A 14,348-nucleotide genomic window follows, 5' to 3' on the forward strand; every position below is an offset into this window, starting at 1 on the left:
AGAGTTAGTGTAACTAGATATGTAAAGTTTTGTATTAGGATTCAACATTTCTGTATAAAAACGAAAGCGTATTTTTATAAGTGCAATCACTTATGTTTAAGTTTATTAAACTTCTGATTAGATTGAAGTTTCCTAATGTTGAGGAAATTACAAGCAAGGAATTCGCTCAATTGCTATTAGATTCTGGAAAGCCATGGCCATTAGTGCTAGATGCACGAAGTCAAACAGAATATGCGGTGAGCCATATCGAAACAGCAACACAGATAGATCCTCTTATACCTGACTTAGCAGTACTTTCTACAGCGCCAAAAAACAACCCAATTGTCGTGTACTGTTCCGTTGGCTACCGTAGCGCTAAATTAGCCCAGCAGCTTAATAAAACTGGGATGAAGTGCATTTATAACTTGAGCGGTGGGATTTTTCAGTGGGCAAATGAAGGAAGGCTTATTTTTAGACACAATCAACCTACACAGTTTGTACATCCTTACAATGCAATCTGGGGAAAACTGCTAAAAGCTCGTTACCATGCTCTGGAGCATTAAACCAATTCGCAATTCGCTTTTTCGCCCATTCGCAATTACGTTTTATGACGGGGATTTAGATTTAGGCGTTCAATTCGCCCTGCCGTCATTAGGCAAGAGACTTAAACCCCTAAAGTTTGTTAAAGTTGAATTTTACCGTTTTCTCGCAATCTCTATTTTTTGTATTTAACATGATTAGGACTTACGCAAAATTATGAAAAAACGAACCACGTTTGCGCTTCTCTGACGAGACGCGTTCGCGCAGCGTCTCGCAGAGAAGTAATAAGAGTTTGAGAGATTTTTTGCGTAAGTCATCGATAAAACCATTAAATCGATATGTCTCAAGTTTCTATTATCATTCCTACTTTAAATGAAGCAACTAACTTAGGGCGGACATTGCGCCAACTGACTTTACTTAATCCTCCTCCTGACGAGGTGATAGTGGTAGATGGTGGCAGCCAAGATCAGACGGTGACAGTTGCAAAGCGAATTTTTGAGTCATTTAATCAAACTTTGAATGTACAATTTCTTTTATCTCAACAACCAGGGCGTTCTCTTCAGATGAATTATGGAGCATTAGCAGCAACTGGAGATATTATTTGCTTTCTTCATGCAGATACTTGGGTTCCAGATGATCTAATTACCGTCATCAACAAGACTCTGGCAGAACCTACCGTTGCCTGTGGCGGGTTCATTTCTCTGATGTCAGGATCTCAAACAACTCGTTGGGGTATCTCTCTACATAATTATTTAAAAACCTATTACGCACCACTGTTATTTAAGCCTCACCTATTTTTCCGAGGATTGCGTCTGTTGTTTGGAGATCAAGTAATGTTCTGTCGTCGGACTGATTTTTGGGATTGTGGCGGATTTGATGAGGCATTGCCAATTATGGAGGATGGAGATTTATGTCTAAAATTAGTTAAAAAAGGACGTATCTATCTGGTAAATCGGATTGTTCATTCCTCAGATCGTCGCGTAGCCAAATGGGGTAGCTTCAAAGCAACTGCAATTTACCTTTATATTGGCTTTTTGTGGGGGATTGGCGTTAATGCAAATTATCTTAAACAGTTTTATCAAGATATTCGCTGATTTAAGCTCCAGTCATAGTGAAGATAGGATATCCGCGTTGAGGCATTAAGGGGATAGTCTGTTTTCAAGTAAGAGCGAATGTATTCGGGAACGGAGGGTGCAACCTTTAAAAAATCTTGACGATACCACTTCAAGATTTTATTGCAGTAAAGTGTTTTGCTCTCAATGTCATAACGGACTTTTTCAGGGTTATTTATGAAACGACGTGCATCTTCATCTAATTGCTGACTAACTTGCGACCCAAAGTAGGCTCCCGAACGTAGTAAAGGACAACCAACCGAAGCACAGACTATCGCAAAATGAATTCGTGGCTCCTGCAATTTGTCCCGTAGAATAGAGTTCTCAATTTTAGCTAAACTATAACTTTCCCCAAACATATAATAAGCGCGACGTTGGAAGAACCACAAAAAAGCTAGCCAGTTGGGAATCCCTAAAATTCGCGGACGAATCGATTCTATCGGGTATCTCTCCAAAATTGTCGAAATGGTGAACGCATTGTAGAGGTTGATCCACAATGCTAATTGTTCGAGATTATTGCTATTGGATTTAAAAGCCAGATTTTTTTGGCTGGCTAACCAATCTGCAATTGCTTGGGGTTGCTCTTTTTTCCAAGCTACATAGTCTACACGCCCCTGCTGATCAACATACTGACGCAACAATCTGTCCCAAGGTTCAAAATCAATCATTCTCGCCCTAGTTGATGTGTTAGCTGTTATTTGAACCTATTGGGCGACTACCGTCTATCTCTAGAGTATCTGAAGATAGAAAATTACTTTTAGCGATCGGACGTTGACCGTCTATGTCAATAACAGCTTCAACCTCTAAATCGCTAGGGTCAATTGGACGCTTACCGTCTACATTTAGCATCTCACGTTCTTGAAAAGCGCTCTTCCCGATTGGGCGTTGACCATCTATATTAATTGTTTTATCATAATCGGTTTCATTTTTCCCAATTGGTCGCTCACCATCTATATTAATTATTTCTTTAATTTCAATATTACTTGGATCGACTGGACGCTGACCATCTATATTAATTGTTTTATTTGTCTGTATCAGTTCGTTAGATGATGAATCTATATCAGTTTCATCCCCTATTTCCTGCTGACCCAATTTATTTTTAGTACTATCAACTTCCTTTATGTTATCCATATTTGCCATCGTGATTCTAAGATTATTTAGCTACTACCAATATGATCTGAAAAATTGTATCTTTTGAAACAAAATACACTGGAAATTAGCTAGAAAGCAGAAAAATTATGATTTCTCTTGCAATTTTTTTGTCTAATTTAAACAGAGTACTCATGTAGGAGTAAAAAATCCTCTATCACAGCACATAATGCATCTATGACTTAAGAGGGATTTGTCGTATCTCAAGAAACATACAGCAGTAGAGAAATGGGGTTTTGTTACAGACATTAATGCAGAAAACTTATTTTAAAGATGGTGTACATCAGTTTAACAGAGCTACTAAACCAAATCTCCGTGCCAGATTTCCCACCCACATCCTACCCCATCACTGCACTAGTCCACATCAGCAGAACTTTCGGCAGTAAGAGAGAAAATCAATTGGCTACGCTTTGCTTTAAGAGCGATGTCTACAACGGGCTGCGCCTACGCTACTTCCCCCATCCCCAGATTTCCTTACTCACTACCCCATCACCAGCAACCATGTTCTGTGTACCACCAACGAAAAAGCTCAAAGTTGCGGATGCCGTCTGTAATATGCTGGCTGATGTTGACTTTTAAGCTTTGTAATGCCAACTTCAAGATTATTCGTTTTTTGCGTAAAAAATTGGAAAACGCTTGGCGAAAGATATCTCAACTGTGACAAGGTGGTTGCAGAAATACAGAACTGATGGACTGTCAGGCTTATTAGCAGTGGACCTAAAAGTTCTGCGATCGCTAAAAAATTGAAGCCGAACTTTGGCACGGACAGGTAGAACCAGCAATCATCAAACTTAACAACTGTAAATATGTGGCGGCAACGCAGTTCATCAACTATCTACGTAAACACCGACGTCGATTGGTAAATTATATGTACTTCCAAGCGGATGAGCTTAGTGAAACCCCAGAACAAGCCCGAAAGCTGGTAAATATAGTGTGATTGACATAGAGATATCAAGGTTCAATTGGGCAAGGAAACTACTACTTTCAATTGGGTATAACCCCTATAGTCTATGGCTTTAAGTCACTTTTATAGATTTTACAATATAAGTAAGACTTAAAAATTACGCTTCTATATGAAAATACTCTCATCAGAGCTAGTCCATTTGGGATTTGGCAAATATGTGCGTTCTGACCAAGTAACAGCAGTTATACCAATAGAAGAGGAGCGAGGCCCTGGACGACGAACCTTTGTTCACATTCAAGGGCAAAGCGATCCAATTATCGCCTCTCGCGCTGAAGATACCATCGTCCGTGATTTAGTACAGGAACCACGCGAGGTTACTCAAGCCCGTCAGCAGCAAGAAATTCTTCAAGATTTATTGGTAAATCTAGGTAATGTTAATTCGACTGTGCGACGAATTAGCCGTGATGAAGGCACTTTGGATCTTGATTTGTTAGAGCGACGACTTAAGCAAGTCCTTGAAAATTAATTGCAGAAGTCAGCAAACTTTCATAATGGAGAACTATATTGCTGAATACAATTACAGACCAGGTTTCAGGATCAGATACACAAACAAGATCGCCAAAGTTGTGGATACCTGAACGGGTACTGTTTACACCTGCTGCCCTAGATGAGGATTGGGGGCAGCAGATTCTTGCACGTGTGCAGTCACTCAACTTACCAATAGAAGAACTATCACAGAACCGCCTGAAGGGACTGCGCGGTGAATCTGAGCGGGATACTTACAACATCGCCAAGCGTACCTTAGCGGTAGTTACTGCACCACCCAGTTCTTTTAAACTGAGTCCTATCCCACCTTCTGCGGATTGGCAGTTTCACCTTGCCGAAGGTTGTCCTGCTCATTGTCAATACTGCTACCTAGCAGGCAGCTTGTCGGGGCCACCTGTCATCCGCGTTTTTGCTAACTTACCGCAGATATTAGAGAACTTAGCTAACTATGAGCAACAGGGAGAAACCACGAGTTATGAAGTTAGCTGTTACACAGACCCATTGGGTATTGAGCATTTAACTGGAAGTCTTGCTGAATGTATCCGTTATTTTGGCACTCGTCCCAATGCATATCTACGTTGGGTATCGAAGTTTGATGCTGTGGATGGATTACTCGACTTACCACACAATGGACATACTCGCTGTCGAATGAGCGTTAATGCTGCACCGATTTCTGGCAAACTTGAAGGTGGCACAGCATCCATAGCATCCAGACTGGATGCATTGCGACGTTTAGCGCTACCACAAGAGCGTGGCGGTGGCGGTTATCCAGTAGGCTTGGTGATCGCGCCAATTATGCCGATAAACGATTGGCAGATGCACTATAGTTATTTATTTGACCAGATAAACGAGGCACTGGATTTTGACTGTAACCTTACCTTTGAACTCATCTCGCATCGGTTTACACCTGGGTCAAAAGAAGTTTTACAAACTTGGTATCCGCAATCAAAATTAGAGATGGATGAGGCAAAACGCAGTATCAAGCGTAATAAGTTTGGTGGGACGAAGTACGTTTACGGTAAGGACATAATGAAGGCGTTGCGTTGCTTTTTTGAGAGTGAGATTAGTAGGCGCTTTCCAAATGCTGAAATTCTTTATTGGACTTAGAAGATCACTTCGCTCAAATACAGTTTGAGCAAATTAATTATTGGGCAAGAGAGCGATCATTGCGATCGCTCTCTTTTCAGGTTGCTCAAAAGCTCGTGGGTTACGGCTAAAGCCGTAACTATAAATGGTGTCTTACCCTTAAAACCTAGTGGTCTGTCCCAAAAGTTTTGATGAGTTCGTAGTAAGCACTTCAGTGCTTAAAAATCCAGGACTAAAGTCCTGACTACGAAATTTTTTACCCTTCGCCTGGGTTTGGCTACGCCCACTAAAAGCTGCATAATTTGGGCAGATTACAGGCGGCGTTATACATTAATAAGTGTATCTGCAATACCGGACTTGTTCTGGCTTAGTCTCAATAGCAAAGGTTTGGAGATGTTTACTTTATCAGAAACTTCTATCCTGGCGGCAATCCTACTGTTAGCTTTAGGCATTTTGGGCTGGGGCTTTTATCGCGCCAGACCTTTTGGTAAGCTGGGAATCTTAGCCTGGTTACAGTCGGTGGTGTTGATGACTCCCTGGCTTCTATTTTTTGGATTGTTTGCCGCAGGGATTTACGTCAACATAGCGGGTATATTGTTCTTAATAGTTACTTCCGCTGGATTGTACATCTACTTGGGCAAACAATTACGCGCAGCTGGGCAAGATGACATCCTTAAGCAACGCGCAACAGAAAGGCTTGCTGCTGCTTCCTCAATTGAAGCAAATTCCCCACAACCAACAGCAGCAGAACAAAAAGCGGAGATTCCGCCAATACCGGAAGATGACTTGAATGCAATTAAAGGTATTTTCGGTATCGATACGTTTTTTGCCACAGAAACCATCGCCTACCAAGACGGAGCCATTTTCAAAGGCAATTTGCGGGGAGAACCAGAAGAGACTCACAACCGTCTAACGGCAAGTTTACGGCAACGCCTTGGTGATCAATATCGCCTGTTTTTAGTGGAAAATACAGATGGCAGACCAGTAGTGATTGTCCTGCCGAGCCGCAATGATCCCCGTCCGCTTCAGTTATCGCAAAAAGTCTTTGCAGGTATTCTGTTGGTAGCAACTATTGCCACGAATTTAGAAGCTGCGGGATTACTGCTGAATTTTGATTTCTTTGGCAATCCAGCGCGGTTTCAAGAAGCTTTGCCCATCGGTGCTGGAATATTTTCGATTTTAGTAGCTCACGAAATTGGTCATTGGTTACTTGCTCGGCGTCACCAAATCCGCCTTAGCTGGCCTTTCTTTCTACCCGCAGTGCAAATTGGCTCTTTTGGTGCAATTACCCGCTTTGAATCTTTGTTGCCCAACCGCAAGGTATTATTTGATATCGCCTTAGCAGGGCCAGCCGCAGGTGGTATCGTTTCTTTGTTAATGCTAGTGACAGGCTTGCTGCTTTCCCACCCAGGTAGCTTATTTCAATTGCCCAATCAGTTTTTCCAAGGGTCCATTTTGGTGGGAAGTTTGGCGCGAGTAGTCCTTGGTTCGGCTTTACAGTCATCCCTGGTAAGTGTTCATCCTTTAGTGATAATTGGTTGGCTGGGGTTAATTATCACGGCTTTGAACTTAATGCCCGCAGGACAACTAGATGGTGGCCGGATTGTTCAGGCGATTTACGGACGCAAAACCGCAGGACGGGCAACGATCGCAACTTTAATTTTACTGGCGCTAGTGTCCCTTGGTAATATGATTGCCATGTACTGGGCGATCGTCATTTTCTTCTTGCAACGAGATCAAGAACGCCCCAGCTTGAATGAAATTACTGAACCCGATGATGCTAGAGCCGGTTTGGGGCTTTTAGCTTTATTCTTGATGATTACCACCCTATTACCCCTCACTCCCGGCTTGGCTGGACGTTTGGGAATAGGATAGTGCGCTATGGAGCCAACACCCAAACAAGCAATATCCGCAATTCGGGTGTGCGCCCAACTTACCAGGGTTTATAAACGAATAGACCTTGTAAGATTGGACGAGCGCACCAAAAATGTTTATATCTTGGCGAACAATTCAATAGAAGCTGAGGTAACACCAAGTGGAGAAATTCTTTGGTTATGACAAAACCTAACTTTCAACAAATGCCTTTAGATCACCTAAGAGCTTATATTTTGGAGCATCGCAACGACGATGAAGCATTCCATATCTACATTGATAGGAAACGTGCCCAATCTCCAAAACAGATGCCGATGACAATTGAGGAAGCAGAGGCTGAATTACAGAGACGGTTTGGACAGGAAGCTAGTTAAAAGACGATGACAAATTCTTAGGTGATTGTCGGTGAACACATCGCTTAATTTAAGCAAAGGTTCACCGACAGCTTGCTTTTGAAAATTAACTAAACGGTTTCCAACCTGCTAGCAAATTTGGGTAAGTTGTTGGTGTCGGGAAAATTTTCTGGAAGGCGAGTTGACGCTCTTGGGGCTTTTCTTTGCTCATGTTCCAGAGGGTTTCATAGAAAAAGAAGGAGACTCCGGCAAAATTGCGATCGCGTGCATTTTGCACTTGTGTCTGAATCTGCTGCATCGGTACAGACCGATTTTTCAACCCAGCTAAAATGCCGATACTCACCGGAATATGGCTCTTGGCGGCTTTCACTTCTGGGTATTCTAATTCCTTCACAAAAACATTTAAATCATCACGATAGATTTGCAAAACCAAATCTTCAACAATTCCCATCCGTTCCCACCTTTGCCAGTCTGCTAAAAAGTATTCGTAGGAAAAACGTTGAGGATTAGGTGCAACGGAAACCAGGCAATTTTTTTTAGTAGCTTTAATAGCTGTAAATACCCGTTTCATAAAGTCGGTGATTTTGTTCGCTCTCCAGCGCACCCATTCTGGATCTTTAGAGTTTTTGGAAGGAGCTTTACCACGGTGTTCTTTTTTGTAAAGCGCCACCGTATAAGCATCGTATCCTAATTCTGATGGTAAGCCAAAATGGTCATCAAATTGAATGCCATCAATATTGTAGTTTCTGACAATTTCAACGATTAAATCTTGAATAAATTGTTGTACTTCTGGGCGAAAGGGATTTAGCCAAACACGATTATGTGTGCCTTCTTTGATAATCCGCGTCCCGTCACTCTTACTGGTGAGCCATTGAGGACGATTTTTAGCTAATAGAGAATCTGCTGGTGCCATGAAGCCAAATTCAAACCAGGGAATCACTGTTAACCCTTTTTGATGTCCTACATCAACAATTTCTTTGAGAATATCTCGCCCTTGGAGTCCGGGTGTGGGATCGAGCGATCGCCCGATAACTTTTTGGGCAACTTTGCTAGGATACAATGTATATCCCCAATTCCAAACTGCTGGATATATGGTGTTAAAATTGAGTTCATCAAGGCGTTGCAAAGATCCCTTGAGGCGATCGCGCTCAAATAACACATCACTATCAATATTTGTTAACCACACCCCCCTTAACTCAGATGCGGGCGTTGGTGGCAGATTAATTTGAGCGTTCAAAGGGAACGATAGCATCGCCGTAGCTACCACGCTCAAGGTAAGCATAACGACAAATAACCCCGACTTTCTGCTTTGGCGAATATTCCACCAAGAAGGAAACTCAACACACCACTTTATAAACCTTTTCATCATTTGGTTACAGACATCATCAAATTATGAACGATCAGCATAAATAGCGATCGTTTCGATTGTAAGCGCTAAAACAATCGTCATGAACTGCATACATCAGAAAACATGAAAGAGAGAGTGTGGACTGGGGATCGTCAATCTTGCCCTTGCCAATCCCAGCTATCAGCCAGTGATTGTCAATTATAATACGAGCGATCGCACTGCGAAAGTTTCTGACTCTGATAACAATTTTAGGATGGGAACAATCATTTTCAATCCTGGTGAAATCTGAAAACTATTAGCTTTGGCATCAGAGGTGATAGAAAACTTCAAGCCAACAAGACATTTTTTGTTAATCTCTATGATGCTACGAATGCTGCGATCGCTAATAACTCTAAATCTCAATATAAGACTTTCCTTGTTCCCAGTCTCCGGCTGGGAATGCATTCATTGAGTCTCTGACTCAATGTCTGACTAGAGGCAGCAGCCCCTCATAACCCATTCCCATGCTCTGCATACAAACGAGATAAACGGAGGAAAATCGAGCTTTTTTAGGCTTTTGTGTACACCGTAGCTTTTTCGGTAGATTTAGGCGTATCTAGAACATATTACTATCGACAAGAGGGCTTTTCAAACATCCTCTTAGTTAATTAAGTAATAATACTATAGCAGCTATTATATTTTTAGCATAACTTTGTACTGGCTTGCGTACTTATTGATTACTGCGTTCTCAAATTAAATTTTATATTTTAACTCAATAAAAACAGGTTCCAATTACCGATTGAATTGAGATATGGAAGCGTATGTTTAAGCATTCGCTTCCTGTTTAGTACTGGTTACATTTATTCATAATCTTTGAGTTTCTAAGTTTAACTTACTAACAAAAATCATCGTGTAAGTACAAGAAAAAACAACTTCTAAATACCAAAATAATTTTATTGAGGAATTACAAATGCCAAATCAAAATATTGTCTTTATCGATCAAGCAGTTATCGAATATCAAAGCTTGATTACTGGCATCCAACCAGACACTAGTGTAGTAATCATTGACTCCACCACAGATGGAGTAGAACAAATTACTCAAGCTTTGCAGGGTGGCAAATACCAATCAGTTCAAATTATCTCCCACGGCAGTAGCGGAAGTTTGCAACTAGGTTCAAACCAACTCAATACCAACAACTTGAACTCCTATACGAATCAGTTGCAACAATGGAGAAATTATTTAACTGAGGATGCCGACATTCTGCTTTATGGTTGCAACGTGGCATCTTTCGATCAAACTTTTGTGCAACAGTTGAGCCAAATCACAGGCGCAGATGTGGCTGCTTCTGATGACATCACAGGGAATTCCGAATTGGGGGGTGACTGGGATTTAGAAGTGAAGGTTGGCTCCATTGAGTCAGATTTAGCCTTGACACCAGAGACAATAAAGGCTTACCGCTCAATTTTACCCTTATCGTTTGCAACTGCCAGCAACTTTAGTGTTGGAAGTAATCCCTCTTCCGTGACAGTGGGTGACTTCGACAAAGATGGTAACCTTGACTTAGCTGTGGCTAACTTTGACTCCAACAACGTTTCAGTGCTGTTAGGCAATGGCAGTGGTGGTTTTGGGGCTGTCGCCAACTTTGGCGTCGGAAACAGTCCTAATTCTGTGACAGTGGGAGATTTCAACAAAGATGGTAACCTTGATTTAGCCACAGCTAACTCTAGCTCCAACAGCGTTTCACTGCTTTTAGGCAATGGCAGTGGTAGTTTTGGGGTTGCCAGCAACTTTAACGTGGAAAGCTCTCCCCGTTACTTGGCAGTAGAAGACTTCAACAAAGACGGCAACTCTGACTTAGTGGTAGCTAACTTTGGCTCTAACAAAGTTTCAGTGTTATTGGGCAATGGTAGTGGTGGTTTTGATATTGCTATCACATTCAACGCATCAACCAGTCCCATTTCCGTGGCAGTGGAGGACTTCAACAAAGATGGTAACCTTGACTTAGCCACAGCTAATTATGGCTCCAACAACGTTTCAGTTTTGTTGGGCAATGGCAATGGTAGCTTTGGGGCTGCCACCAATTTTGGCGTGGGAAACAATCCCAATTCCTTGGTAGTGGGTGACTTCAACAAAGACGGTAACTCTGACTTAGCCACAGCTAATTATGGCTCCAACAACGTTTCAGTTCTGTTGGGTAATGGTAGTGGTAGCTTTGGGACTGCCACCAATTTTATCGTCGGAAACAATCCCATTTCCCTGATAGTGGGTGACTTTGACAAAGACAGCAAATCTGATTTAGCTGTGACTAACTATTTATCCAACAACATTTCAGTGCTGTTGGGCAATGGGGCTGGTAACTTTGGAACTGCCAGCAATTTTGGCGTGGAAAACAATCCCAATTCCGTAGCAGTGGGGGACTTTGACAAAGACAACGACTTGGACTTAGTAGTGGCTAACTCAAGCTCCAATAACGTTTCAGTGCTAGACAATACTACTGTACCCCCAAAAGTTGACTTTGGTGCTGCTATCTACAACACTACAGAAGGTAGTACTGCTACTGAGGTAACTATTACCGTTACCTTAGACGCTATTCCCAACATTGATGTCACAGTTCCCATTGTCATCAACAACAGTAGCACCGCTACTAGTGGCAACGATTACACATTTTCACCCGCTAGTCTTACTTTTAGTGCTGGGGCAACAGGTTCAAATTTAACCCAACTAGTAACTTTTAGCATTAAACCAGACGATTTACCTGAAAATGCCGAAACGGTTGTACTCAATTTCGGCACACTGACGGGGGCTATTCCAGGGACAATCACTGAAACTACTCTGAATATTGCTGCTAACGATTCCATTGAATACGCAATTTCCACCACCACCCCACCTTTAACTGAAGGTAATAGCGGTACTCAATCTGCTACCTTTACCATCACCCGCAGTGGTGGTATTGGCGTGGCGAGTACGGTAGATTATGCCTTGAGTGGTACAGCAATTTTAGAGAGTGACTATAACAATATTCAAGTTACAAATGGAGGAACTGCTTCATCGGGGACTTTAAACTTTGGAGTTGGGGAAACAACAAAGACAATTACACTCGATGTTTTGGGTGACTATACAGTTGAACTTGATGAAAGCATTATTGTTACTCTAAGTAATCCTAATCTCACAACTGCGCCGACAAGTTCCACAATTAGCACCAGTTCGGCTCAAGTAGACATCATTAATGATGATTTCTCTAAACCGACACTCATCAACGAAATTCTGTTTGACCCCCCAAGTACAGATAACCCGAAAGAATATATCGAACTGCGTGGCACTTTCGCTGCGACTCTAGCAGCTGGAACTTATTTAGTTGGCATTGAGGGTGATTCTGGTACTAATCCTGGTAATGTTCAAGATATTTTTGATTTGTCTGGTAAGCAGTTTGGTACTAATGGGTTGCTGGTTCTTCTGCAAAAAGGCAGTACTTATGTAGCCAAGCCTGGTGCAAATGTAATAACTAATACCGGAAGTGGAGCCGGATGGGGCAACGGAACCTCAAGTTCAATCGGTCACATCGGTTCAACAACCGATATAGAAAGTGCGTCTGTTAGCTTTTTTCTGATTCAAACTAATACTGCACCCACCCTGACCAGTGATATTGACTCAAATAACGATGGTATTGCTGATGGTACTGTGTACTCAAATTGGACTGTGCTGGATTCAGTTTCGGTTTTAGATGGGGGAAGCACAGACAAAGCATACGGCTCGATTGTGTTTAAAAAAGGTTCTGGTGGTTCAGTTCCAACAAATGCCACAGTTGTTAACACCTCATTTACAGCAGGATATGTAGGGCGTTCAGGTGACACTATCGGTTCAACAGCCTCGGATTGGGTAGCAAGTTTAGTTACTGGCACAGTGCCGAATTTCACATTAGGTACTGCTGCTAACACATCACCTGGAAGCTTTGCTGGTCAAGCGTTAAATCACATTGGGGATACTAATTTTGCTCCTACTGCTAATGTAGATTACGCCATTTCAACTGCTACTCAAACTGTGACTGAAGGTAATAGTGGTACGCAAACTGTGACTTTCACTGTTACTCGTAGTGGTGATACTGGCGTTGCGACTAGTGTAAATTATGCTCTGAATGGCACGGCAACTTTTAGCAGTGATTACAACAGCATTAAAGTTGCAGGTGTCACAGGTAGTTCCTCTGGGATTGTAAAATTTGCCGCTGGGGAAACAACAAAGGCTATCACATTAAACGTTGTAGGCGATAAGGTCACTGAGGCTGACGAAACCATTAATCTTAACCTGAATTACCCTAACCAAACAGTTGCGATCGCACCAGCTACAATTACCATAGTTAATGATGACACCCAACCCACCATCTCCATCGCAGATAAAAGCGGCAAGGAAGATAGTGGCAATCTTGTTTTTACCGTCAAACTCTCTAATGCCAGCAATGACGTAATCACAGTTGATTACAACACTAGTAATGATACTGCGATCGCTGGCGTTGATTACACCCCACTCACAGGAACTCTGACTTTCAACCCTGGAGTTACCTCTCAAACAATCACGATACCGATTCTCAATGATTTCATTGACGAATCAACTGAGCAGTTTTTTGTTAATCTCACCAACCCCACCAATGCCAGTATTAGCGATAACCAAGCTCTGGGTAAGATTACTAACGACGATACAGCAGGTTTCAGCATCTCTGCCACCAAGGGACTCATCACGACTGAAGCTGGTGGCACTGATAGCTTCAATATCCAACTCACTAGCCAACCCACTGCTGATGTCACCTTCAATTTGAGTAGTTCCAAGGTAAGTGAAGGTACTGTCTTAGTTTCTAGCGTGACATTTACCGCAGCTAACTGGAATACGCCCCAAATCATCACCGTTACAGGTATTGATGATGGTGTTGCAGATGACAATATTTCTTACCAAATCATTACTAGCGCAGCAGTTAGTGGTGATGCCAATTATAACAATCTCAACCCTATCGATATTGATGTCGTCAACATTAAAAGTGGCAACCAAGTTAATAGCATTATCACTGGTACGTCCAAAGCTGATAACCCATTACAGGGAACTAGCTCAGATGATCTGATTTTTGGCTTTGCTGGTAATGATGTAATTGTTGGCGGTGACGGAAACGATTACATTTATGGTGGTATTGGTACTGATAATCTCACAGGTGGTGCAGGGAATGATATCTTTGTGCTTGCCCAAGACGAAGGTAGAGATACTATCAAAGACTTCAATATTAGTGAAGATTTGATTGCTTTATCAGGTGGTTTACTCTACTCAGGTTTGTCTATTACTCAGAGTGGTAATGATACCTTGATTAAGATTACTTCTGGTAACGAAAGTCTTGCTTTGTTAACTGGAATTACGGCATCAACTTTAAACACTAGCAATTTCATTACTTACAGAAATGTTGAATCCTAATACAAAACTTTACATATCTAGTTACACTAACTCT

13 protein-coding genes and 1 pseudogene are annotated in these 14,348 nt (G+C 42.0%); 10 read left to right on the top strand and 4 right to left on the bottom strand.

Translation table 11 applies throughout. The features are described 5' to 3' along the window. Window positions 1-92: 92 nt before the first annotated feature. Together ABF638_RS32690 and ABF638_RS32695 are read left to right on the top strand one after the other, a co-directional pair. Window positions 93-542 carry a rhodanese-like domain-containing protein gene (locus ABF638_RS32690; RefSeq protein ID WP_435026985.1) on the top strand — a complete coding sequence of 150 codons (450 nt, stop codon included), beginning with the start codon at window positions 93-95 and terminating at the stop codon, window positions 540-542. 315 nt (window positions 543-857) lie between these two features. After that, a complete protein-coding gene (locus ABF638_RS32695; protein ID WP_435026986.1) occupies window positions 858-1,613 on the top strand; it encodes a TIGR04283 family arsenosugar biosynthesis glycosyltransferase in 756 nt (251 codons plus the stop codon). On the opposite strand, the gene ABF638_RS32700 is transcribed toward ABF638_RS32695, so the two are convergent. Together ABF638_RS32700 and ABF638_RS32705 are read right to left on the bottom strand one after the other, a co-directional pair. Then, window positions 1,598-2,299, bottom strand: coding sequence for a DUF547 domain-containing protein (locus ABF638_RS32700; protein ID WP_435026987.1), 702 nt, complete (start codon window positions 2,297-2,299; stop codon window positions 1,598-1,600). The two genes, ABF638_RS32695 and ABF638_RS32700, sit on opposite strands and share 16 nt — an antisense overlap. Before the next feature lie 19 nt (window positions 2,300-2,318). Further along, on the bottom strand, window positions 2,319-2,771 hold the full coding sequence (locus tag ABF638_RS32705; protein ID WP_435026988.1) for a hypothetical protein: 453 nt from the start codon (window positions 2,769-2,771) through the stop codon (window positions 2,319-2,321). A gap of 282 nt (window positions 2,772-3,053) precedes the next feature. Between ABF638_RS32705 and ABF638_RS32710 the strand changes: the two genes are divergently transcribed. The 7 genes and pseudogenes from ABF638_RS32710 to ABF638_RS32740 all read left to right on the top strand — a co-directional run bounded on the left by ABF638_RS32710 (window position 3,054) and on the right by ABF638_RS32740 (window position 7,562). Further along, complete coding sequence (locus tag ABF638_RS32710) at window positions 3,054-3,359, top strand: hypothetical protein (RefSeq protein ID WP_435026989.1); 306 nt, start codon at window positions 3,054-3,056, stop codon at window positions 3,357-3,359. A gap of 160 nt (window positions 3,360-3,519) precedes the next feature. Further along, window positions 3,520-3,675, top strand: a pseudogene (locus ABF638_RS32715) (ISKra4 family transposase); the annotation flags it as partial. A 178-nt stretch (window positions 3,676-3,853) separates the two neighbouring features. Beyond that, on the top strand, window positions 3,854-4,210 hold the full coding sequence (locus ABF638_RS32720; protein ID WP_181930530.1) for a hypothetical protein: 357 nt from the start codon (window positions 3,854-3,856) through the stop codon (window positions 4,208-4,210). A gap of 104 nt (window positions 4,211-4,314) precedes the next feature. Next, entirely contained in the window at window positions 4,315-5,337 is a 1,023-nt protein-coding gene (locus ABF638_RS32725; RefSeq protein WP_435026995.1) for a spore photoproduct lyase family protein, read from the top strand. Between the two features lie 372 nt (window positions 5,338-5,709). Then, complete coding sequence (locus tag ABF638_RS32730; RefSeq protein ID WP_435026990.1) at window positions 5,710-7,191, top strand: site-2 protease family protein; 1,482 nt, start codon at window positions 5,710-5,712, stop codon at window positions 7,189-7,191. 6 nt (window positions 7,192-7,197) lie between these two features. Continuing rightward, window positions 7,198-7,374 (top strand): DUF6888 family protein, encoded by a 177-nt coding sequence (locus tag ABF638_RS32735; RefSeq protein WP_435026991.1) that lies wholly within the window; start codon window positions 7,198-7,200, stop codon window positions 7,372-7,374. Further along, window positions 7,371-7,562 (top strand): DUF6887 family protein, encoded by a 192-nt coding sequence (locus ABF638_RS32740; protein WP_435026992.1) that lies wholly within the window; start codon window positions 7,371-7,373, stop codon window positions 7,560-7,562. The genes ABF638_RS32735 and ABF638_RS32740 overlap by 4 nt, the downstream gene beginning before the upstream one ends. A gap of 85 nt (window positions 7,563-7,647) precedes the next feature. Here the strand turns inward: ABF638_RS32740 and ABF638_RS32745 are convergent, their stop codons facing one another. Both ABF638_RS32745 and ABF638_RS32750 read right to left on the bottom strand, forming a co-directional pair. Further along, on the bottom strand, window positions 7,648-8,907 hold the full coding sequence (locus tag ABF638_RS32745) for a glycoside hydrolase family 10 protein (RefSeq protein ID WP_435026996.1): 1,260 nt from the start codon (window positions 8,905-8,907) through the stop codon (window positions 7,648-7,650). A gap of 180 nt (window positions 8,908-9,087) precedes the next feature. Then, window positions 9,088-9,291 carry a hypothetical protein gene (locus tag ABF638_RS32750; RefSeq protein WP_435026993.1) on the bottom strand — a complete coding sequence of 68 codons (204 nt, stop codon included), beginning with the start codon at window positions 9,289-9,291 and terminating at the stop codon, window positions 9,088-9,090. A gap of 547 nt (window positions 9,292-9,838) precedes the next feature. Between ABF638_RS32750 and ABF638_RS32755 the strand changes: the two genes are divergently transcribed. Further along, the gene (locus tag ABF638_RS32755) at window positions 9,839-14,314 is read left to right on the top strand and encodes a DUF4347 domain-containing protein (RefSeq protein WP_435026994.1); all 4,476 of its coding nucleotides are present in this window, start codon (window positions 9,839-9,841) and stop codon (window positions 14,312-14,314) included. Window positions 14,315-14,348: the final 34 nt, after the last annotated feature.

Source organism: Nostoc sp. CALU 1950 (genome assembly GCF_051172895.1).
In the GTDB taxonomy this organism is placed as follows: Bacteria; Cyanobacteriota; Cyanobacteriia; order Cyanobacteriales; family Nostocaceae; genus Nostoc; species Nostoc edaphicum_A.